Here is a 21,872-nt window from a genome sequence, read left to right as displayed (position 1 = left end):
TAAGCGCGATGTATAAGCTCAGTTTTTTTGTTCCGGCCAGTCATGTCGAGGTGGTCAAAAGCGCTGTGTTCGCCGCGGGTGGTGGGCGGATCGGGGCTTATGATCACTGCGCGTGGCAGGTGTTGGGTCTGGGTCAGTTTCGGCCTTTGGATGGCAGTCAGCCGTTTGTTGGTGAGGCGGGGCAGGTCGAGCAGGTTGAGGAATGGAAGGTTGAGCTTGTGGTCCGTGATGAGTTGATTCGTTCTGTGGTGGTGGCTTTGAAGCAGAGCCATCCCTATGAGACGCCGGCTTATGAGGTGTGGCGGCTGGAGGATTTTTGATCTGCCGGGCTGCTGAAATGAGAAACCCGCTGAATGAGCGTTCAGCGGGTTTTTTGTTGTTCGGGACTTAATAACGGCTACATCGCTCGAGGAAATATCCGACAACCTTTTCAGGTTCTCCGTCGGAAGTGCCAAGTCCAGCCTTTGTCCATCACAAACACTTCAATCCACTTGAGGTTCAAAGATGGAATTGCCGGACGCAATTACTCCCAGGGTTAACTCGAACACGGCGCTTGGGCAGGCGCTAATTTCGATGTTCAAATCCGTCGAGTTGGAACTAGTCGGTGAGCGGGCAGAGCCAGGGGCGGTCAAGGTTATCGGGCAACAAAGAGCCACCGACCTCCGTTCTCACCAATATCTTGCAAGATTACCTGGAGACTACAGATGGCGACGCCCCATAGCGGCCACGTCCTCTCATCCGCCTTGGACACCTTGGTCAAAAAACCTTTGAATCAAGCAGATGACGCTGCGCTGGTGCGCGCAGCTAAAGTTGTCTGGTATTCGAAGGATGACCTTGTGAGTGAAGTCGAAGCCTTCCTGAGTCTTCACGCTGACGAGCTCGAAGTTCGCCGCGCAGCTTATTTGCTCGAGCGGTTCACGCGCTTTGCATGTGTTTCTGATAGCCGTGTCTTGGAAGCCTTCGGCGCTCTTAAGCTTTTTTACGCTCGACGTCCAGACTGGAAGTGAGGTCGCAGGTAGCGACTGTTCCGCTTCGCAAGCGCCGCGATGAGCTCGCGGCTTCTTGGGGGCTGAGTGAGGGGCTTGGTCTTAAGGCTCAGACTCTCATGCCTTTCCAGACTCGACATTACGAAGCTGAGCAGCACGCCACGTCTGCTTGAGTTTATGGGGTACTACGCCGAACCATTGTGGGAGCGAGCTTGCTCGCGATGACTGATTGTCAGGGCGCCAAGATCTAAACCTTGGCACTCACCTCACTACGATTAACCAAAGCCTCCAGCGCCCCACTTAAACTCGGCGCCTTCTCGCCAATCAACAAATGCCAAACCCCACCGTCCAACTGGCTGACACCCTGGCAACCCAGCGTCTTCAAATCACACTCCGACAACGCCTTGCCATCCGCCAGTTGCAGCCGGATCCGGGTCATGGCGATGCAATCCATCTGCAGCACGTTCTCGCCACCGCCCAACGCATTCAGCCATTGCTGCGCTTGCGGCGTTGTCACCGCAGCAGGTTGCGGCGCATCAACAGCAGCAGCGGGGGAGGACACGACTGCGCGGCCCAAAGCCGGCATCGCCAACCGAATCTCATCAGCAATGCTGTCCGCCATCGGCCCGACCACTACCTGCAAACTCCCTCCCTTGCCCGGCCGCACAACCGCCATCGCGCCCAGCGCTTTCAACGCCGCATCGTTTGCCTTGTTGCGATCCACCATGTCCAACCGCAGCCGAGTAGTGCAGGCGCCCACGGTGATCAAATTCTGCGCACCACCCAGCGCCTTGATGTAAGCCCCGGCCCGCTCATTCTCGGCGACCACAACCTTGTCGCCCGTCGACACCTCTTCGCGCCCCGGCGTCTTTAGATTGAACCGGCGGATACAGAAATCAAACACCACGTAGTAGATCACCGCATACGCCAGGCCGACCGGTACCATCAACCAGCCGTTGGTGGATTTTCCCCAGCCGAGAATCATGTCGATCAAACCACCGGAAAACGTAAACCCGAGATGGATATTTAACAGGTTGGTGATCGCCATCGACAGGCCAGTCAGCAACGCATGCACTAGATAAAGCAGCGGCGCGAGGAACATGAAGGCGAATTCGATCGGCTCAGTCACACCGGTCAAAAATGAAGTCAGCGCCATCGACAGGAAGATCCCGCCCATGACCTTGCGGCGTTCCGGCAGGGCGTTGCGGTACATCGCCAGGCACGCGGCGGGCAGGCCGAAGATCATCATCGGGAACATGCCGGTCATGAACTGGCCGCCCTTCGGGTCACCGGCGAAGTAACGCGACAGGTCGCCGGTGACGATGGCGCCCGTGGTCGGGTCGGTGAAGTTGCCGAAAACGAACCACGCCATGTTGTTGAGGATGTGATGCAGCCCGGTGACGATCAGCAGGCGGTTGAACACGCCGAAGACGAACGCGCCGAAGCTGCCGCTCTCCATCATCAATGCGCCGAAGCTGTTGATCCCGTGCTGGATCGGTGGCCAGATCAGGCCGAAGATTACGCCGAGGCCGACGGCGGCGAACCCGGTGACAATCGGCACGAAGCGCCGGCCACCAAAGAATGCCAGGTACTCCGGCAGCTTGATGTCCTTGAAGCGGTTGTACAGCGCGCCGGCCATCAGGCCGGTGACAATGCCGGCAAGCATGCCCATGTTGATGCTCGCGTCGAGCACCTTGAGGGTGGAGATCATCACCAGGTAGCCAATCACTCCGGCGAGGCCTGCCGTGCCGTTGTTGTCCTTGGCGAAACCGACCGCGATGCCGATGGCGAAGATCATCGCCAGGTTGGCGAAGATCACCTGGCCGGCGTCGTGGATGATCGCGATGTTCAGCAGGTCGGCGTCACCCAAACGCAGCAACAGACCGGCAATCGGCAGGATCGCGATCGGCAGCATCAGCGCGCGGCCGAGGCGCTGCAGGCCTTCGATGAAGTATTGGTACATGGCGGTTCTCCCTGTGTTCTTTTTGTTTTAGAGCTGTTGTAGTTGTTCAGCTCAGAGGCCATTGCTGGTGACAGGCGTGACGCACCGCGCTGGCGCTGCTCAGTTTGAGCAGGTCCTGGCTGATGCGGCGGCATTCGGTGGCGTCGAGGTGGCGCACGCGGTCCTTGATTTCACCGATCTGCACCGGGCTGACCGACAACTCGCTGACGCCCAAGCCAATCAGGACCGCCGTGGCCAGCGGATCAGAGGCGAGTGCGCCGCAGACGCCGACCCAGCGGTTATGCACCGCAGCACCGGCGCAGGTCTGGGCGATCAATCGCAGCAATGCCGGGTGCAGGGCGTCGACCCGCGAGGCGAGGCCGGCGTGGTCGCGGTCCATGGCCAGGGTGTATTGGGACAAATCGTTGGTGCCGATGGACAGGAAGTCCGCGTGTTCGGCCAGTTGCTCGGCCAGCAGCGCGGCGGCCGGAACTTCGATCATCACGCCCAGCTCCGGGCGCTCATTCACACCGAGTTCAGTGCACAACGCGTCGAGACGCTGGCGGATGTGCAGCAGCTCATCGACTTCGGTGACCATCGGCAACAGGATCCGACACCGGGAGAGCGGGCTGACGTGCAGCAGCGCGCGCAGTTGCTGATCGAGCAATTCCGGACGCACCTGAGCCAGACGAATGCCACGCAAGCCCAGCACCGGATTAGCCTCAACCGGCAGCGGCAGGTAGTCGAGTTGCTTGTCGCCGCCGACGTCGATGGTGCGGATTATCACCGACTTGTCGCCCATGGCGTCGAGCACGGCTTGATAGGCGACGCGCTGTTCCTGTTCGTCCGGCGCGGTGTTGCGGTCGACGAATAGAAACTCGGTGCGCAGCAGGCCGACGCCGTCGGCGCCATTGGCCAGGGCATCTGCCGCTTCAGCGCTGGAGGCCACGTTGGCGGCAACTTCAATCTGCAAACCGTCGAGCGTCAGCGCCGGCGTGTGAGCCTGAGTCTGTTGCGCGGCGCGGCGCTGTTGATGATCGAGTCGCGCCTGATGCACTTCGGCCAACCGTTCGGCACTTGGCATCAGTTCGAGACGACCGCCATCAGCATCCAGCACAACCGCTTGGCCTTGCGGCTGATCCAGCAGCGTCGAACCCAGTGCAACCATGCACGGCAAGCCTTTGCCTCGCGCGAGAATGGCGACATGAGACGTTGCGCCGCCCTCGGCCATGCACAACCCGGCGACACCTTGCTGGCTCAATTGCAGCAAGTCGGACGGCGTCAGTTCATGCGCGGCGACGATCGCGCCGGCCGGTACGTCGTAGTGCCAGGTTCCGCCGAGCAAGGCGCGCAGCACGCGTTGTTTGAGGTCGCGCAAATCGTTGGCACGTTCGGCCAACAACGGGCTGCCGAGCTGCTGGAGAACCTCGCACTGCACGTCGATCGATTGACTCCAGGCGTGGGTCGCGGCCATGCCTTGATCGATGGAGGTGTTCGCAGCGTCCAGCAGCGCCGGGTCTTGGAGCAAGGCGAGGTGCGCGGCGAAGATCGCCTCTTCGTCGGTGTTTTTATGTTTCCTGGCTTGAACCAGCGTGTGGTCGATTTCGCTGCGCACGGCGGCCAGTGCGGTATCGAGGGTTTGCAGTTGTTGCTCGGGATCATGGTGGCCGGCGTCCACCGGCAGGCTGATGGCGTTCAAGCGAAATAACGGCCCGGCAACCAAGCCGGGAGCGGCGCAGACGCCGTGCAGCACGCCTGCTTCGGCTGCCCGTTTACGCTGGGAAATGGGTGTCGGTGCCGCGGCGTGGCTGTCTTCGGCCAGCGCTGTGGACAAGGCGATCAGCAACGCTTGCAGTGCCGCTTCAGCATCCGGGCCCTGGCAGCTGACTTGCACCTCGTCCTGCTCGCCGACGGCCAAACTCATCAGCCCGATCAAGCTGTCACAGGTCGCCGATTTGCCGGCAAAATGCAGTTGCGATTTGCTCTTGAACCCTTGCGCTGTCTGACGAATCAGCGCCGCCGGCCGGGCATGCAGACCGCCACGATGGGCGATGCGAATGTGGCCGACAATTTCTTCCCCCGAAATCTCCGCTTCAGCCTGCGCGCCAGGCGCGTGCCGACGAATGATGTGCAGCAAGGGCTCGCCAACTTTCACCGACTTCAGCGTGATCGGCCGCGCCTGAAAGTCCTGGCTGTTGGTCAGGATCATCAAGCTGACGAGGCTTTTGCACTGCTGCGCGACCTTGTCCAGGTCATAGCGCAACAGCGGTTGGCCGTTGCTGACCCGCGCACCTTCCTTGACCAGCATCGAGAAGCCTTCGCCCTGCAACTCGACCGTGTCGAGGCCCAGGTGCAGCAGCAATTCGGCACCGTTGTCGGCACGCAAGGTGATAGCGTGGCTGGTGCGCGCGACGTGCACCACGATGCCAGCGCACGGGGCGTGGAGGGTGTCGTTCAGCGGATCGATGGCGATCCCGTCGCCCATGGCGCCGCTGGCGAACACCGGATCCGGGACTTTGGCGAGCGTGAGCACCGGGCCGCTGAGCGGGGCGCTGAGGGTCAGCTCTTTATTATTGTTGTGCATGGGCTCGGTCTCATCAGGAAAAAATGTACGGGTCAGACTCAGTGCGTGCGCGTGACTTTGCTCAAATGCCGCGGCTGGTCCGGGTCCATGCCACGGGCGACAGCCAGGCCTGCGGCCATGACGTAGAAACTCTGGATCGCCAGGATCGGATCAAACATCGGGTGTTCGGCGCGGCTCAGGGTGAGGTCGCGTTCGACGACGTCATCCGGCGCGGCCAGCAGGACGCGAGCACCACGCTGGCGCATGTCGGCGGCGAGGCTCAGCAAACCGGCCTGCTCGGCACCGCGTGGGGCGAAGATCAGCAGTGGATAATTTTCGTCGATCAATGCCATCGGGCCGTGACGGACCTCGGCGCTGCTGAAGGCTTCAGCCTGGATCGCCGAGGTTTCCTTGAATTTCAGTGCGGCTTCCTGGGCGATGGCGAAACCGGCGCCACGGCCAATCACCATCAGGTGCTGGCAATCACGCAGGGCGTCGATGGCCACGCTCCAGTCCTGTTTCGCCGCGTCGCGCAAACCTTCCGGCAGCGCGAGGCCGGCTTCCAGTAACTCCACATCCTCTTTCCAATGTGCGATCAGACGGGCGCTGGCGCTGAGGGTTGCGATAAAACTCTTGGTCGCCGCGATGCTGTTTTCGGTGCCGGCACACAGCGGCAGGCTGAACTCACACGCGGCCTCCAGCGGCGAACTCTCGGCGTTGACCATCGAAATGCTCAGGGCGCCACGCTTGCGCAGCAGGCGCATGCTGTTCACCAGATCGGGACTTTGCCCGGACTGCGAGAAGGCGAACGCCACTTGGCCGCTGACCTTCAACGGCGCTTGCTGCATCGTCACCACCGACATCGGCAATGACGCCACCGGAATGCCCAGTTGCTGCATGGTCAGGTAGGCGAAGTAACTGGCAGCATGGTCGGAGCTGCCGCGAGCGACGGTCATCGCCACTTGCGGTGGCTGACGGCGCAGGCGCCCGGCGATCTCGATCATTTGTGGGTCGAGTTGTTGCAATTGGGCTTGCACGGCCTCGCTCGAGGACAGCGCCTCTTCAAGCATTTTTGAAGTCAATGTCTTCTCCTTCGACCATGACGGCGGTCAGTTTCAGTGAGCGATCCAGCCGCACGCAGTCGGCCCAGGCGCCGGGTTGCAGGCGCCCGCGTTCGGTGATGCCGAGGTAGTCGGCGGGGAATTGCGAAAGACGTTGCGAGGCCTCGGCGATCGGCAAGCCGATCTTCACCAGATTGCGCAGGGCCTGATCCATGGTCAGCGTGCTGCCGGCCAGAGTGCCGTCGGGCAAGCGCACGCCACCCAGGCATTTGGTCACGGTGTGGCTGCCAAGCTTGTATTCGCCGTCGGGCATGCCGGCGGCGGCGGTGGAATCGGTGACGCAATACAGGCATGGGATCGAGCGCAAGGCCACACGGATGGCGCCGGGGTGTACGTGCAGTAAGTCCGGAATCAATTCGGCGTATGTGGCGTGAGCCAGTGCCGCGCCGACGATGCCTGGCTCGCGGTGATGCAGCGGGCTCATGGCGTTGTAGAGGTGGGTGAAACTGCTGGCGCCGGCCGCAAGCGCAGCCACGCCTTCCTCGTAACTGCCGAGCGTGTGGCCGATTTGCATGCGCACGCCGCGAGCGCTGAGGGCGCGGATCAACGCATCGTGGCCGGCGATTTCCGGGGCGATGGTGATCACCCGGATCGGCGCCAACGCCAGGTATTCTTCGACTTCGGCCATCAACGCGGTGTGGGTGAAGTTCGGTTGGGCGCCGAGTTTTCCGGGGTTGATGTACGGGCCTTCGAGGTGCACGCCCAACACCCGGGCGCTGCCTTTTGGGCGCTGCTCGCAATACTCGCCGACGGCTTTGAGCACGCTTGAAATTTCTGCTGGCGGTGCGGTCATGGTGGTGGCCAGCATCGACGTCGTGCCGAAACGCACGTGGGTTTTGGTGATGGTCTCGAAGGCGGTTGCGCCTTCCATGATGTCTTTGCCGCCACCGCCGTGAACGTGCAGGTCGATAAAACCCGGCAGCAGGTAAGGCAAATCGTTGTCGGCCGGATCGCACGGTTGGCCTTCGATCGACACGACCTTGCCGTGTTCATGAATCAGCCGGCCGCGAACCCAGCCGTGGGCGGTGAGGATGTTGTCTTCGGACATGATCGGTTCTCTCGTTTAGCGGCGTGGCTGATCAGCGGCGCAGCTCTGCAACAAAGTCGTAGTAGTCGTTGCGGCAATAGGTGTCGGTGACTTCGATCGGCGTGTTGTCTTCGAGGTAGCCGACACGGGTCATCAGCAGCATGGCGGTGCCGGGGGCGATGCCCACCAGGGCGGCGAATTCGTCCGAGGCGTTGATCGCCTGAATGTGCTGCAGGGCGCGGACAATCGGCTTGCCAATGCTGTCGAGGTATTCGTAGAGGGAGTCGCCCACCGCTTGTGGTTTGGGAATGATCGAGGCGGGCAGGGTGCTCATCTCGATCGCCATCACCGTGTCGTCGGCCTTACGCAGACGCTTGAGGCGCGCGACCTTGTCGTTCGGCGAGAGGCCAAGGCGGATCAGTTCTTCGTGGGTCGGCGGCGTGATTTCCCGTTCCAGCCATTGGGAGCCGGGGACGAAGCCCTTCAGCCGCAGCATTTCGCTGAAACCCGACAGGCGCGACAGCGGTTGTTCCAGGCGTGGGGTGATAAACGTGCCGGAACCTTGGTTGCGCCGGATCAGACCTTGTTCGAACAGCACTTCCAACGCCTTGCGCGCGGTGACGCGGGAGATACCCAGCATTTCGCTGAGGCTGCGCTCCGACGGCATGGCCTGTTCGGCTTTCCACTGGCCGGCATGGATCGCCGCTTCCAGGTTGCGTGCCAGTTGCAGGTACAACGGCGTGGGCTGGGTGTCGTCAGGGCGTAGGGCCTGGAGGTCATTCATGTAGGTTTGGTCCGATGCGGATGTAGGTTTGTTGTCGCTCGGTGGTGAGAAGAAACTAATACCACTTAAATACCATGTCAATGCCACCACTTTGCTTTGGTCGCGGGAAAGCCTGCCCAGTTGGATAGGCTGAAGGGTTGTTGGCTTGAAGTGGTATTAGAGGTGGGGATTTCGAAAGCAAAGATCGCAGCCTTCGGCAGCGCCTACGGGTGAAATTGGTATCTACCCGGTAGGCGCTGTCGCAGGCTGCGATCTTTTGATTTATTTTTCGATGAGCGACCGAAGGTAGCCGTTACGGACGGATTTCGATCATCGTGCCGTCCGGCACCAGATTCCAGACTTCGCGCATGTCCATGTTGCGCATGGCGATGCAGCCGTCGGTCCAGTCCAGCGTGTGGAACAGGTCTTCGGGGTTCTCTTCGGTGTCCGGGGTGCCGTGGATCATGATCATGCCACCGGGCTCGACGCCTTCGCGCCGCGCTCGGACGGAGTCACTGATGTTCGGGTAGGAGATGTGCATCGACAGGTTGAAACGGTCACTGGTCTTGCGCCAGTCCAGCCAATAAAAACCTTCAGGCGTGCGTTTGTCGCCTTCCATAAGTTTCGGGCCGACGGGTTTTTTTCCCAATGAGATGCGATAGGTCTTGAGCGGCTTGCCGTCATTGATCAATTGCAATTGGTGGGCGGATTTGAGAACCAGGATTTTTTCGATGACTTTGCCGTCCAGGGTTTCCGCAACGGAAGCCTGGGAGACAGCGACAAATGACAAGCAAAACAGGGCAAGCAGCCAGCGCATTGAAACGATATCCCTTAGAGGTGTCGCGACTATTAAGTTATAGGTGATTTTAGACCCAGGAGCGTTATGTGATGGCAGGCTGAGCAAGCGGCGGGATCGACTCGGACCGCACGGGGTAGACCTCGGTCCGCCGGTCAGCGAAGAAGCATTCTAAGGTACGGCCCACTGTGCGGAAAGCCAGCTCGGACCAAGGGATGTCGGCTTCTTCGAAAAGCTGCACTTCCAGGCTCTCGGGACCGGCGCAAAAGTCCAGGTCCGCCAGTTCGGCGCGGAAGAACACATGCACCTGGCTGATGTGCGGCACGTCGATCAACGTATAGATGCTCAGGTTGCGCACCCGCGCACAGGCTTCTTCGGCTGTCTCGCGAATGGCCGCCTGCTCGATGGTTTCACCGTTCTCCATGAAACCGGCGGGCAGGGTCCAATAACCGAGCCGAGGCTCGATGGCGCGTCGGCACAGCAAGACCTTGGAGCCCCAGGTCGCCACGCAACCGGCGACGATATTGGGGTTCTGGTAGTGAATCGCCTGACAGCTGTCACAGACAAAACGCAGGCGCGAATCGCCTTCTGGGATGCGCTGGGTCACCGGGTTGCCGCACTGACTGCAAAATTTCATGCTTGGGTTCCTGAATGCTGCGCCTATCTTGGCGTGCGGCGGTGTCTGTCGGCAAGTTGTCGTTTAGCGACATGCAGCGGTTATGGGGTTGGGCGCTCGGTTCGATTGGTGCATGATGCAAAGTAGAGAACAAATCGAGAAGACTCATGCTGGACGAGCTACTTCACCGGGTAAGCAACCACACGCCGCTAACCCTGGAAACCGACCGACGTTTCCCCGAAGCCGCGGTATTGGTGCCCATCACCCGCAGTGACGAACCTGAACTGGTTCTGACCTTGCGCGCCAGCGGGCTCTCGACCCATGGTGGTGAAGTGGCCTTTCCCGGTGGTCGACGTGACCCCGAAGACCCTGACCTTATTTTCACTGCGCTACGTGAGGCCCAGGAAGAAATTGGCCTGCCACCGGGGCTGGTCGAAGTGATCGGCCCGCTGAGCCCGTTGATCTCCCTGCATGGCATCAAGGTCACACCCTATGTCGGTGTGATTCCGGACTTTGTTGAGTACCAGGCCAACGACGCCGAGATTGCCGCAGTCTTCAGCGTACCGCTGGAGTTCTTCCGCAAGGATCCGCGCGAACATACTCATCGCATCGATTACCAGGGCCGCAGTTGGTACGTGCCGAGCTATCGCTATGGCGAGTACAAAATCTGGGGCCTCACGGCGATTATGATCGTCGAGTTGATCAACCTGCTCTATGACGCCCAAATCAGCCTGCATCACCCGCCCAAGACTTATATCAATACCTGATGCCATCGCTCGTATGGCTTGAACCCTGCTTTTTCCAAGTGAGCCTGCCTGGCCTTGAGGACAATAAGATGAAATATCGCCTGGGCGACGCCCGCGTCGAAACCCATCCGCAGAGCTGGGTCGCACCCAACGCCGTGCTGGTGGGCAAGGTCAAACTGGAAGAGGGTGCCAACGTCTGGTTCAACGCTGTGCTGCGGGGCGACAACGAGTTGATCCTGATCGGCAGGAACAGCAACGTCCAGGACGGCACGGTGATGCACACCGACATGGGTTACCCGCTGACCATCGGCACCGGCGTGACCATCGGCCATAACGCCATGCTTCATGGTTGTACGGTGGGCGATTACAGCTTGATCGGCATTAACGCGGTGATCCTCAACGGCGCGAAAATCGGCAAGAACTGCATCATTGGCGCCAACTCGCTGATCGGTGAGGGCAAGGAGATTCCAGACGGATCGCTGGTCATGGGCTCGCCGGGCAAAGTGGTGCGCGAGCTGACCGAGCCGCAGAAAAAAATGCTGGAGGCCAGCGCTGCTCACTATGTGTATAACTCGCAACGTTATGCCCGCGATCTGGTTGAGCAGGAAGAATGAACACACCCGAACGCCCGGTTCGATCGCCCTGCGTGAATATTTGCGCGCTGGACGAGGATGATGTTTGCACCGGGTGTCAGCGCACGGTGGAAGAGATTACTCGATGGAGCCGGATGGATAACGAGGAGCGGCGCAAGGTGTTGGGGTTGTGTCATGAGCGGGCTAAATCCAGTGGTCTTCTCTGGATGATCGAGCAGAAGCCAGGCATTTGAGTTGTGCCTTGAAAGTGCTGCGCACTTTATCGCGAGCAAGCTCGCTCCCACATATGATTGATGTTGCCCACACTAGTTGTGATCGACACGGAACCAATGTGGGAGCGAGCTTGCTCGCGAAGAGGCCATCGCGCCCGCCACTTCTCTTGGTCCTGGCATAGCTCTAACGTACCCTGTGCGCAAAATTGACAGGTATCCCGCCGCCTCATGCTCTTCCTGATCGCTTACATCAGCAGCGTCGTGCTGATCAACTACGCCTTTTCCACCGCTCCGCACCTGGACATCATCTGGTCGGCCTGGGGTGGTTTGGTGTTCGTTTTGCGCGACATGGTGCAAACCCGTTTCGGCCATGGCGCGATTGCGGCGATGCTGGCAGCGTTGGTGTTGTCCTACGTTACGTCCGATCCCTCCATCGCGCTGGCCAGCGCCACGGCCTTCGCGGTGTCCGAGTGCATCGACTGGCTGGTGTTCAGCATTACCAAGCGTCCCTTGCACGATCGGCTGTGGATAAGTTCAGCGCTGAGTATTCCCCTCGATACGTTCATCTTTTTCGGCATGATCGATGCGTTTACCCCGGGCGTGATCCTCACCGCCATGGGCTCCAAGTTTGCTGGCGTGACGGCCGTGTGGCTGATCATGGCCTGGCGCTTGCGCAAACAGGCCGTCGCCAGCTGAAGCCAAACCCCTCGGTTCATGTAAAATGCCGCGCTTTCTCCCCATGGGAAGCGCGCCAGGCGCGACCCTCGATGATCCGCTTCTGAGGACCTGAGATGACCCGTATCGGAACTCCATTGTCGCCAACCGCGACCCGCGTATTGCTGTGTGGCTGTGGCGAGTTGGGCAAGGAAGTGGTGATCGAGCTGCAACGCCTGGGCGTTGAAGTGATTGCCGTGGATCGCTACGCCAATGCGCCGGCCATGCAGGTCGCCCATCGCAGCCATGTGATCAACATGCTCGACGGCGCCGCCCTGCGTGCCGTGATCGAGGCCGAAAAGCCGCACTTCATCGTGCCGGAAATCGAAGCCATTGCCACCGCGACCCTCGTGGAGCTGGAAGCCGAAGGCTTCACCGTGATCCCGACAGCTCGCGCCGCGCAGCTGACCATGAACCGCGAAGGCATCCGTCGCCTGGCCGCTGAAGAACTGGACCTGCCGACCTCGCCGTACCACTTCGCCGACACCTTCGAGGATTACAGCAAGGCCGTCCAGGACCTGGGCTTCCCTTGCGTGGTCAAGCCAGTCATGAGCTCGTCGGGCAAAGGCCAGAGCCTGCTGCGCAGTGCCGATGACGTGAAAACCGCTTGGGATTACGCGCAAGAAGGTGGCCGCGCCGGTAAAGGCCGCGTGATCGTCGAAGGCTTTATCGATTTCGACTACGAAATCACCCTGTTGACCGTGCGTCACGTCGGCGGCACTACGTTCTGCGCGCCAGTCGGTCACCGTCAGGAGAAGGGCGACTATCAGGAATCCTGGCAGCCACAAGCCATGAGCCCGATTGCCCTGGCTGAATCCGAGCGCGTTGCCAAAGCCGTCACTGAAGCCCTGGGTGGCCGTGGTCTGTTTGGTGTTGAGCTGTTCATCAAAGGTGATCAAGTCTGGTTCAGCGAAGTCTCGCCGCGTCCACACGACACGGGTTTGGTGACGTTGATTTCCCAGGACTTGTCGCAGTTCGCGCTGCACGCGCGGGCGATTCTGGGCTTGCCGATTCCGTTGATCCGTCAGTTCGGGCCTTCGGCGTCGGCGGTCATTCTGGTGGAAGGGCAGTCGACTCAGACAGCGTTCGCCAATCTGGGGGCTGCGTTGAGCGAGCCGGACACGGCGTTGCGTCTGTTCGGCAAGCCTGAGGTGAATGGTCAGCGTCGGATGGGCGTGGCGTTGGCGCGGGATGAGTCGATCGACGCTGCTCGTGCTAAAGCGACCCGCGCCTCTCAGGCTGTTGTTGTAGAGCTGTAAACCGAGTCGCGCCCTTCGCGGGCAAGCCTCGCTCCTACAGGATTAGGTCAATCCATAAGCATGTATTCGACCTGGGACCGTAGGAGCGAGGCTTGCCCGCGAAGCTTTTTCTATCAGGCAACCCGATTCAGATCGTTATTACGCGTTTCCTTCAGGCACAGCACAGCAATCAAACTCAGCACCGCCGCCCCCGACACATACCCGCCGACATAGCTCAAACCGCCCATCGCCACCAGCTTCTGTGCGAAGAACGGCGCCGCCGAGGCCCCGACAATGCCGCCCAGATTGTAGGCCGCCGACGCACCGGTATAACGCACGTGGGTTGGAAACAGCTCCGGCAGCAGCGCGCCCATCGGCGCAAACGTCACGCCCATCAGAAACAGCTCGATGCACAGGAACAGTGCCACTCCCCAGGTTGAACCTTGGGTCAGCAGCGGCTCCATCAGGAAGCCGGACAGAATCGCCAGCACGCCACCGATGATCAGCACCGGTTTGCGCCCGTAACGATCACTGGCCCAGGCCGACAGCGGCGTAGCGGCGGCCATGAACAGCACGGCGAAGCACAGCAGCGCGAGGAAGGTTTCGCGGGTGTAGCCGAGCGTCGACACGCCATAGCTCAGCGAAAACACCGTCGAGATATAGAACAGTGCATAGCACACCACCATCGCCCCGGCCCCCAGCAGCATCGGCGCCCAGTATTGACTCAGCAGCTCGACCAGCGGGATCTTCACCCGCTCCTGGCGAGCCATTGCGTTGGCAAACACCGGCGTTTCGTGAAGCTTGAGGCGCACGTACAGACCCACCATCACCAGCGCGGCACTGAGCAGGAACGGAATCCGCCAGCCCCACGAGCGGAACTGCTCGTCGTTCAGGGTCATTGCCAGCGTCAGAAACAGGCCGTTGGCCGCGAGAAAGCCAATAGAAGGGCCGAGCTGCGGGAACATGCCGAACCAGGCGCGTTTGCCCTTCGGCGCATTCTCCGTCGCCAGCAACGCCGCGCCACCCCATTCACCGCCCAGTCCCAGGCCTTGGCCGAAGCGCAGTACGCAGAGCAAAATCGGCGCCCAGGCCCCGATGCTGTCGTAACCCGGCAGCACGCCGATCAGCGTGGTGCACACGCCCATCAGCAGCAGCGAGGCAACCAGTGTCGATTTTCGCCCGATGCGGTCACCGAAATGGCCGAACAGCGCCGAGCCCAGCGGTCGAGCAAGGAAGGCGATGCCGAAGGTGAGGAACGCCGACAGCATTTGGGCCGTGCCAGAGGTCTGCGGAAAGAATACCGGACCGATCACCAGCGCAGCGGCAGTGGCATAGACGTAGAAGTCGTAGAACTCGATGGCGGTGCCGATGAAGCTCGCGGTTGCCACGCGGGTGGCGGAGTTCGTCGGTTGCGCAGGTGCGGTGTCGTTATAAGTCGTGCTGGTCGTCATGCGGTAATCCCTGACAGTCATGTGCCCCAGTGGAGCGAATTATTATGGTCGAACACCCAGGGATGTGGGTTTAACGCAGAGTGCGGGTAGCACTTGGGTATGGCGGGGCTTGGGTAAGCGGCTCGCCACAGGGCACGTGTCGCGCTTTAGATAGCGGCGGGAATCGAACTGGTATGCCAGATCAAAACCCGGCTGACGCGGTTGTCTTCCGTCTCCAGAATCTCCAGGCGATAACGGCCGATCTTCAGGCATACCGCACTTTCCGGAATCGTTTCCAGCGCTTCGGTCACCAAACCGTTGAGGGTTTTCGGACCATCGCTGGGCAGATGCCAGCCAAGGCTTTTGTTCAGGTCGCGTATTGATGCGGCACCATCAATCACCAATCGCCCGTCGACTTGCGGATGGATGTGCGGGTTATCCAGGCTGTGCTGGCTTTCGAATTCGCCGACGATTTCTTCGAGAATGTCTTCCAATGTCACGATGCCGAGCACTTCTCCGTATTCGTCGACCACCATGCCGAGGCGTCGCTGTTGTTTGTGGAAATTCAACAGTTGCAGCTGCAATGGGGTGCTTTCCGGCACGAAATAAGGGTCGTGGCTGGCCGCCAGGAGCGCCTCCAGGGTCAGGCTGGAATCGTGCAACAAGTGACGGATCTGCCGGGTATTGAGCACCGCCTCGACCTGATTGATGTCGCTGTGGAACACCGGCAAGCGCGTGCGTTTATTGGCGCGAAGCTGCTCGATGATGTCTGAGAGGGAGTCGTCCAGGTTGATCCCGTCGACGTCACTGCGTGGCACCAGAATGTCGTTGACCGTGATGTTGTCCAGCGCATGGATGCCTGACAGTGGGTGCGGGCGGCAGACGGCGTGATCGTGATCGTTGTGCCGATCGTTCGGTGCCTCGTCTTCGCTCTGCTGCACCACGTTGACTTTGCGGGCGAACGGTCGCATCAGCAACTGGCTTATGCCATTGAGCAACCAGGCGGCGGGATAGACGATTTTCAGTGGCGCGCCAAGCAAGGTGTTGCCCAAGGCCAGAACGGCGTCCGGATAGCGAACGGCGAGGGTGCGCGGCAGGTAGTCGGCGAACACCAGAAGCACGGCGCCAGCCCCAAGGCAGGCCACCCATGGACCGTTTTCCGCCCAGGTGAAAATCGCCAGCAATGTGCTGATGACCACGACCAGTGCGCGGCACAGGGTGTTGCAGAGGATCAGGCTATTGAGCGCAAAACTCAGCTTTGCCACCGGCTTGTCGCTCGAACGCGAAGCGGTCCGCTGGGCGAGCAAGTGCTGTTGTGCAACTTCGATGGCGGTAAACAGCCCCGACCATAAAATCAGCAGGGCCACTACCGCGAGCATCGGCCCTATGGGCAAGTCGTCCATTAATGCCGCCCGTCAGATGTGCAGGATGTATTCACGAACCAGCTTACTGCCGAAATACGCCAGCATCAGCAGGCAGAAACCAGCGAGGGTCCAGCGAATGGCCTTGTGTCCGCGCCAGCCAAGGCGATTACGGCCCCAGAGCAGCACGCTGAAAACGATCCATGCTAGGCACGCCAACAAGGTTTTGTGCACCAGGTGCTGGGCGAACAAATTGTCGACGAACAGCCAGCCGGAGATCAGCGATAGCGAGAGCAGGGTCCAGCCGGCCCAGAGGAAGCCGAACAGCAGGCTTTCCATGGTTTGCAGCGGCGGGAAATTCTTGATCAGGCCGGACGGATGCTTGTGCTTGAGCTGATGGTCTTGAACCAGCAGCAGTAACGCCTGGAACACCGCGATGGTGAACATGCCGTAGGCGAGGATCGACAGCAGGATGTGGGCGAGGATGCCCGGTTCTTCGTCGATTATCTGCACCGTGCCGGCGGGGGCGAGTTGTGCGAGCAGCACGGTGGCGGCACCGAGCGGGAACAGCAATACAAGCAGGTTTTCCACCGGGATCCGCGAGCAGGCCAGCAGCGTCAGGGCGATGACAGCGGCGGCAATCAGGCTGGCGGCGCTGAAAAAATCCAGGCCCAGGCCGATCGGTGTCAGCAGGTGGGTGAACAGGCTGGCGCTGTGAGCCAGCACGGCAAGCACGCCGAGCGTGACCAGCAGGCGCTTGTTCGCCTTGGCGCCGGTGGCCAGACGAGTGCCCTGATAGAGGGTCGCAGCGGCGTATAAGCAGGCGGCGGCGAGGGTAGTTAGCAAACTGGGTGACAAGGGGAGCATAAATCCTGTTAGGCAAGCCCGAAAGGCGCTGAGTTTGGCATAGAACCCCCGCAGCACGAAAGACCATGCAACCTGACGACGAGGTGTCCGCCAGACGCAGTCTTCGCTATAATCCGCGACCTGCCCACGCCGCAGGCTCGCCGAGCACATATTTATTCCGGTCTGGGCCGCCATTATCCCGGTCTACACAGGGCCTGAAAGGATCGCGCAATGTTTGAAAACTTAACCGACCGTCTCTCGCAGACGCTGCGCCATGTCACCGGCAAGGCCAAGCTGACCGAGGACAACATCAAAGACACCCTGCGTGAAGTGCGCATGGCGTTGCTCGAAGCTGACGTCGCCTTGCCGGTGGTGAAAGACTTCGTCAATTCGGTCAAGGAACGCGCCGTCGGCACCGAGGTGTCGCGCAGCCTGACGCCGGGCCAGGCCTTCGTGAAAATCGTCCAGGCCGAACTCGAAAGCCTGATGGGCGCGGCCAACGAAGACCTGAACCTGAGCGCCGTTCCTCCTGCCGTCGTGCTGATGGCCGGTTTGCAGGGTGCGGGTAAAACCACCACCGCCGGCAAACTCGCGCGCTTCCTCAAAGAGCGCAAGAAGAAGTCGGTCATGGTTGTGTCTGCGGACGTTTACCGTCCGGCAGCGATCAAACAGCTGGAAATGCTCGCGGGTGAAGTCGGCGTTACCTTCTTCCCGTCCGACCTGAGCCAGAAGCCGGTCGACATCGCGCAAGCGGCTATTAAAGAAGCAAAACTGAAATTCATCGACGTGGTCATCGTCGATACCGCCGGTCGCCTGCACATCGATGAAGAGATGATGGGCGAGATCAAGGCGCTGCACGCTGCGATCAACCCGGTCGAAACACTGTTCGTGGTCGACGCCATGACCGGTCAGGACGCCGCCAATACGGCCAAGGCCTTCGGCGATGCGCTGCCGCTGACCGGTGTGATCCTGACCAAGGTCGACGGCGACGCCCGTGGCGGTGCTGCGCTGTCGGTCCGCGCCATCACCGGCAAGCCGATCAAGTTCATCGGTATGGGCGAGAAGAGCGAAGCGCTCGAACCGTTCCATCCAGAGCGTATTGCTTCGCGCATCCTCGGCATGGGCGACGTGCTCAGCCTGATCGAGCAGGCCGAACAGACCCTCGACAAGGACAAGGCCGACAAACTGGCCAAGAAGCTGAAGAAGGGCAAGGGCTTCGACCTCGAGGACTTCCGCGATCAGCTGCAACAGATGAAGAACATGGGCGGCCTCGGCGGACTCATGGACAAACTGCCGAACATCGGTGGTATGAACCTGGCGCAGATGGGCAACGCCCAGGGCGCGGCAGAGAAACAATTCAAGCAGATGGAAGCCATCATCAATTCCATGACCCCGGCCGAGCGCCGCGACCCTGAGCTGATCAGCGGTTCGCGCAAACGCCGGATCGCCATGGGTTCCGGCACCCAGGTGCAGGACATCGGTCGCTTGATCAAGCAGCACAAGCAGATGCAGAAGATGATGAAGAAATTCTCCGCGAAAGGCGGAATGGCCAAAATGATGCGCGGCGTGGGCGGTATGTTGCCCGGCGGCGGCATGCCCAAGATGTAAAGAATCCGCGCCGGCAGTCATGTCGGCGCAGTACCACAGAAATGTGGGAACTCCAGCAAACCCGCACTTGGCGGGAGCTGACTGGCCGTTTTCAACGACGGCTCTATAGCAAATCTTGATGGCGACCGATAGGCCGCCGGAAAAAGACATTTGCAAAAGTCCGGATATTCCTTAGAATATGCGGCCTTTCGGGCACCTATGCCCGCTGTGCCTTTAGATTTGCAGCACCGACTACAGGAACGATGTTCACATGCTAACAATCCGTCTTGCCCTTGGCGGCTCCAAAAAGCGCCCGTTTTACCACTTGACCGTAACCGACAGCCGCAACCCGCGCGACGGTTCGCACAAGGAACAGGTTGGTTTCTTCAACCCTGTTGCTCGTGGTCAAGAAGTTCGTCTGTCCGTGAACCAAGAGCGCGTAGCCTACTGGCTGAGCGTTGGTGCACAACCTTCTGAGCGCGTTGCTCAGTTGTTGAAGGACGCTGCTAAGGCTGCGGCCTGAGCAATATGAACGCGACGCCAGCCATTGCTGATGATTTGATCGTTATCGGCAAAATCTATTCGATTCACGGTGTTCGCGGCGAAGTGAAGGTCTTTTCCTTTACTGATCCAATTGGAAACCTGTTGGACTACAAAACCTGGACGCTCAAGCGCGAAGGCGTTGTACGGCAGGTAGAGCTGGTCAGCGGCCGTGTACATAACGGCAAGTTTCTGGTCACAAAGCTCAAGGGTCTCGATGATCGTGAAGAAGCTCGTCTTCTGGCCGGTTATGAGATCTGCGTGCCGCGTAACCTGTTTCCAGATCTGACCGACGGCGAGTACTACTGGTACCAGCTGGAAGGTCTCAAGGTCATCGACCAACTCGGGCAGCTGCTCGGGAAAATCGATCACCTGCTAGAGACTGGCTCGAACGATGTCATGGTGGTCAAGCCTTGCGCTGGCAGCCTGGACGATCGCGAACGCCTGTTGCCCTATACGGAGCAATGCGTGTTGGTAGTCGACCTCGCCGCGGGCGAGATGAAGGTGGAATGGGATGCGGACTTCTAAGCGTGGCTAATTTGCGCGTAGAAGTGATCAGTTTGTTTCCCGAGATGTTCTCCGCCATCAGCGAGTACGGCATCACCAGTCGTGCGGTGAAGCAGGGGCTCTTGCAACTCACCTGTTGGAATCCGCGAGACTACACGACGGATCGACATCACACTGTGGATGATCGCCCATTTGGCGGTGGTCCGGGCATGGTGATGAAGATCAAGCCCCTGGAAGATGCGTTGGTTCAGGCCAAGGCAGCAGCCGGGGAGGCGGCGAAGGTAATTTACCTGTCCCCCCAAGGCCGTCAACTGACTCAGTCGGCGGTACGCGAGTTGGCGAATTCGGATGCATTGATCCTGATTGCCGGCCGCTATGAAGGCATTGACGAGCGTTTTATTGAAGCTCATGTCGATGAAGAGTGGTCGATTGGCGACTATGTACTGTCTGGCGGCGAGCTGCCGGCGATGGTCCTGATCGATGCGGTTACACGACTGCTGCCTGGAGCTTTAGGGCATGCGGACTCCGCCGAGGAAGATTCCTTTACGGATGGTTTGCTGGATTGCCCGCACTACACCCGACCGGAGGTGTATGCGGATCAGCGTGTTCCCGACGTATTGCTAAGTGGCAATCACGCGCACATCCGGCGTTGGCGTTTACAGCAGTCCCTTGGTAGGACCTTTGAACGACGCGCCGATCTTCTGGAAAGCCGCTCGCTTTCTGGAGAAGAGAAGAAGCTGCTCGAGGAATACATCCGCGAGCGGGACGATAGTTAACAACGTATCGATGGTAGATCCGACGATCTACCTTAGGAGCACAGCATGACTAACAAAATCATCCTTGCACTCGAAGCAGAGCAGATGACCAAAGAGATCCCTACCTTTGCCCCGGGCGACACTGTTGTCGTTCAGGTGAAAGTGAAGGAAGGCGACCGTTCGCGTCTGCAGGCGTTCGAAGGTGTTGTTATCGCCAAGCGTAACCGCGGCGTAAACAGTGCATTCACCGTTCGTAAAATCTCCAACGGTGTTGGCGTAGAGCGTACTTTCCAGACCTACAGCCCGCAAATCGACAGCATGGCCGTTAAACGTCGCGGTGACGTACGTAAAGCCAAGCTGTACTACCTGCGCGACCTGTCCGGTAAAGCAGCTCGCATCAAGGAAAAACTGGCTTAAGTCCAGCTTCCGATGCAGAAAAAAGCAGCCTGCGGGCTGCTTTTTTGTTGCCCGCGATTTATCTTCCTTGGCCGTATTGCCGGTCTTGCCTGAGCCTTTATGCCCGCCATTGATCATCCACTGATAGACCAATTCCTCGATGCTCTTTGGTTGGAGAAAGGTCTTTCCGATAACACCCGTGATGCCTATCGCAGCGACCTGGCCCTGTTCCACGGCTGGCTGCAGGAAAAAGGGTTGGAGTTGATCAACGCCGGCCGCGAGTTGATCCTCGATCACTTGGCCTGGCGTCTGGAGCAAAACTACAAGCCCCGCTCGACGGCGCGATTTCTCTCCGGTGTGCGTGGCTTCTATCGCTATTTACTGCGGGAAAAGCTGATCGCCGTCGATCCGACGTTGCGGGTCGATATGCCGCAGCTCGGTAGGCCGTTGCCCAAATCCCTGTCGGAAGCGGATGTCGAGGCTTTGTTAAGCGCCCCGGACCTGAGCGAAGCCATCGGTCAGCGAGATCGCGCCATGCTCGAAGTGCTTTACGCCTGCGGCTTGCGGGTGACGGAGTTGATCAGCCTGACGCTGGAGCAGGTCAACCTGCGTCAGGGCGTGCTGCGAGTGATGGGCAAGGGCAGCAAGGAACGGCTGGTGCCGATGGGCGAGGAGGCGATTGTCTGGGTCGAGCGTTACCTGCGCGATGGCCGCCAGGAATTGCTCGGCGGGCGTCCCAGCGATGTCATGTTCCCCAGCCAGCGCGGCGAGCAGATGACTCGGCAGACCTTCTGGCATCGCATCAAGCACCAGGCCAAGGTCGCCGGGATCGGCAAGTCGCTATCGCCGCATACCCTGCGTCATGCCTTCGCCACGCACTTGCTCAACCATGGCGCGGACCTGCGGGTGGTGCAAATGCTACTCGGCCACAGCGATCTGTCGACCACGCAGATCTACACCCACGTCGCCCGCGCACGCTTGCAGGACCTGCACGCCAAACATCACCCCCGCGGATGACCGATTTGTGATCTGCTTTTCTGTGGGAGCGAGCTTGCTCGCGATAGCGGTGTGTCAGGCAACATTAATATTGGATGTACGGGCCTCATCGCGAGCAAGCTCGCTCCCACAGAAAG

General features: G+C 60.0%; 23 protein-coding genes. 13 read left to right on the top strand and 10 right to left on the bottom strand.

Translation table 11 applies throughout. The features are described 5' to 3' along the window. Window positions 1-8 precede the first annotated feature (8 nt). Window positions 9-320 (top strand): NGG1p interacting factor NIF3, encoded by a 312-nt coding sequence (locus ACYZT7_RS26540; protein ID WP_462038841.1) that lies wholly within the window; start codon window positions 9-11, stop codon window positions 318-320. A gap of 384 nt (window positions 321-704) precedes the next feature. Next, window positions 705-1,007, top strand: coding sequence for a hypothetical protein (locus tag ACYZT7_RS26535; protein WP_462038840.1), 303 nt, complete (start codon window positions 705-707; stop codon window positions 1,005-1,007). Between the two features lie 226 nt (window positions 1,008-1,233). Here the strand turns inward: ACYZT7_RS26535 and nagE are convergent, their stop codons facing one another. The 7 genes from nagE to ACYZT7_RS26500 all read right to left on the bottom strand — a co-directional run bounded on the left by nagE (window position 1,234) and on the right by ACYZT7_RS26500 (window position 9,835). Further along, on the bottom strand, window positions 1,234-2,949 hold the full coding sequence (gene nagE, locus ACYZT7_RS26530; RefSeq protein ID WP_462038839.1) for an N-acetylglucosamine-specific PTS transporter subunit IIBC: 1,716 nt from the start codon (window positions 2,947-2,949) through the stop codon (window positions 1,234-1,236). A 46-nt stretch (window positions 2,950-2,995) separates the two neighbouring features. Further along, window positions 2,996-5,512 (bottom strand): phosphoenolpyruvate--protein phosphotransferase, encoded by a 2,517-nt coding sequence (gene ptsP / locus ACYZT7_RS26525; protein WP_462038838.1) that lies wholly within the window; start codon window positions 5,510-5,512, stop codon window positions 2,996-2,998. Between the two features lie 38 nt (window positions 5,513-5,550). After that, the gene (locus tag ACYZT7_RS26520; RefSeq protein WP_462041867.1) at window positions 5,551-6,561 is read right to left on the bottom strand and encodes an SIS domain-containing protein; all 1,011 of its coding nucleotides are present in this window, start codon (window positions 6,559-6,561) and stop codon (window positions 5,551-5,553) included. Beyond that, a complete protein-coding gene (gene nagA / locus ACYZT7_RS26515; RefSeq protein ID WP_462038837.1) occupies window positions 6,554-7,660 on the bottom strand; it encodes an N-acetylglucosamine-6-phosphate deacetylase in 1,107 nt (368 codons plus the stop codon). Before nagA ends, ACYZT7_RS26520 begins: the two co-directional genes overlap by 8 nt. Window positions 7,661-7,691: 31 nt before the next feature. Continuing rightward, a complete protein-coding gene (locus ACYZT7_RS26510) occupies window positions 7,692-8,423 on the bottom strand; it encodes a GntR family transcriptional regulator (RefSeq protein ID WP_462038836.1) in 732 nt (243 codons plus the stop codon). 292 nt (window positions 8,424-8,715) lie between these two features. Then, a complete protein-coding gene (locus ACYZT7_RS26505; protein ID WP_462038835.1) occupies window positions 8,716-9,219 on the bottom strand; it encodes a L,D-transpeptidase family protein in 504 nt (167 codons plus the stop codon). Window positions 9,220-9,283: 64 nt separating this feature from the next. Then, window positions 9,284-9,835: an NUDIX hydrolase gene (locus tag ACYZT7_RS26500; RefSeq protein ID WP_462038834.1), complete on the bottom strand. Its 552-nt coding sequence runs from the start codon at window positions 9,833-9,835 to the stop codon at window positions 9,284-9,286. 146 nt (window positions 9,836-9,981) lie between these two features. Between ACYZT7_RS26500 and ACYZT7_RS26495 the strand changes: the two genes are divergently transcribed. From ACYZT7_RS26495 to purT, 5 genes are all read left to right on the top strand, one after another. After that, a complete protein-coding gene (locus ACYZT7_RS26495) occupies window positions 9,982-10,581 on the top strand; it encodes a CoA pyrophosphatase (RefSeq protein WP_462038833.1) in 600 nt (199 codons plus the stop codon). 68 nt (window positions 10,582-10,649) lie between these two features. Further along, window positions 10,650-11,174, top strand: a complete 525-nt coding sequence (locus tag ACYZT7_RS26490; protein WP_462038832.1) for a gamma carbonic anhydrase family protein — start codon at window positions 10,650-10,652, stop codon at window positions 11,172-11,174. Beyond that, window positions 11,171-11,386, top strand: coding sequence for a DUF1289 domain-containing protein (locus tag ACYZT7_RS26485; protein ID WP_462038831.1), 216 nt, complete (start codon window positions 11,171-11,173; stop codon window positions 11,384-11,386). Before ACYZT7_RS26490 ends, ACYZT7_RS26485 begins: the two co-directional genes overlap by 4 nt. Before the next feature lie 207 nt (window positions 11,387-11,593). Then, window positions 11,594-12,061 carry a preQ0 transporter gene (locus ACYZT7_RS26480; protein WP_449646424.1) on the top strand — a complete coding sequence of 156 codons (468 nt, stop codon included), beginning with the start codon at window positions 11,594-11,596 and terminating at the stop codon, window positions 12,059-12,061. A gap of 95 nt (window positions 12,062-12,156) precedes the next feature. Then, window positions 12,157-13,338, top strand: a complete 1,182-nt coding sequence (purT, locus tag ACYZT7_RS26475) for a formate-dependent phosphoribosylglycinamide formyltransferase (RefSeq protein WP_462038830.1) — start codon at window positions 12,157-12,159, stop codon at window positions 13,336-13,338. 113 nt (window positions 13,339-13,451) lie between these two features. Here purT and ACYZT7_RS26470 read toward each other — a convergent pair whose 3' ends face one another. From ACYZT7_RS26470 to ACYZT7_RS26460, 3 genes are all read right to left on the bottom strand, one after another. Beyond that, complete coding sequence (locus ACYZT7_RS26470; RefSeq protein ID WP_056743381.1) at window positions 13,452-14,768, bottom strand: MFS transporter; 1,317 nt, start codon at window positions 14,766-14,768, stop codon at window positions 13,452-13,454. 146 nt (window positions 14,769-14,914) lie between these two features. Continuing rightward, a complete protein-coding gene (locus ACYZT7_RS26465) occupies window positions 14,915-16,150 on the bottom strand; it encodes a transporter associated domain-containing protein (protein ID WP_462038829.1) in 1,236 nt (411 codons plus the stop codon). 12 nt (window positions 16,151-16,162) lie between these two features. Continuing rightward, a complete protein-coding gene (locus ACYZT7_RS26460; RefSeq protein ID WP_462038828.1) occupies window positions 16,163-16,975 on the bottom strand; it encodes a cytochrome C assembly family protein in 813 nt (270 codons plus the stop codon). A 210-nt stretch (window positions 16,976-17,185) separates the two neighbouring features. Here ACYZT7_RS26460 and ffh point away from each other — a divergent pair, with 210 nt between their 5' ends. The 6 genes from ffh to xerD all read left to right on the top strand — a co-directional run bounded on the left by ffh (window position 17,186) and on the right by xerD (window position 21,756). Next, window positions 17,186-18,562, top strand: a complete 1,377-nt coding sequence (gene ffh / locus ACYZT7_RS26455; RefSeq protein ID WP_462038827.1) for a signal recognition particle protein — start codon at window positions 17,186-17,188, stop codon at window positions 18,560-18,562. A gap of 250 nt (window positions 18,563-18,812) precedes the next feature. After that, window positions 18,813-19,064: a 30S ribosomal protein S16 gene (gene rpsP, locus ACYZT7_RS26450; RefSeq protein ID WP_007944872.1), complete on the top strand. Its 252-nt coding sequence runs from the start codon at window positions 18,813-18,815 to the stop codon at window positions 19,062-19,064. A 5-nt stretch (window positions 19,065-19,069) separates the two neighbouring features. Beyond that, window positions 19,070-19,609: a ribosome maturation factor RimM gene (gene rimM / locus ACYZT7_RS26445; RefSeq protein WP_282377052.1), complete on the top strand. Its 540-nt coding sequence runs from the start codon at window positions 19,070-19,072 to the stop codon at window positions 19,607-19,609. Continuing rightward, the gene (trmD, locus tag ACYZT7_RS26440) at window positions 19,591-20,364 is read left to right on the top strand and encodes a tRNA (guanosine(37)-N1)-methyltransferase TrmD (protein ID WP_282377051.1); all 774 of its coding nucleotides are present in this window, start codon (window positions 19,591-19,593) and stop codon (window positions 20,362-20,364) included. Before rimM ends, trmD begins: the two co-directional genes overlap by 19 nt. A 45-nt stretch (window positions 20,365-20,409) precedes the next feature. Continuing rightward, window positions 20,410-20,760: a 50S ribosomal protein L19 gene (gene rplS, locus ACYZT7_RS26435; RefSeq protein WP_063322826.1), complete on the top strand. Its 351-nt coding sequence runs from the start codon at window positions 20,410-20,412 to the stop codon at window positions 20,758-20,760. A 99-nt stretch (window positions 20,761-20,859) separates the two neighbouring features. Further along, window positions 20,860-21,756 carry a site-specific tyrosine recombinase XerD gene (gene xerD, locus ACYZT7_RS26430; protein WP_462038826.1) on the top strand — a complete coding sequence of 299 codons (897 nt, stop codon included), beginning with the start codon at window positions 20,860-20,862 and terminating at the stop codon, window positions 21,754-21,756. The last annotated feature ends 116 nt before the right edge of the window (window positions 21,757-21,872 follow it).

Source organism: Pseudomonas sp. RT4P38, assembly GCF_054897765.1.
This window is presented reverse-complemented; position numbering and strand designations above follow the sequence as displayed.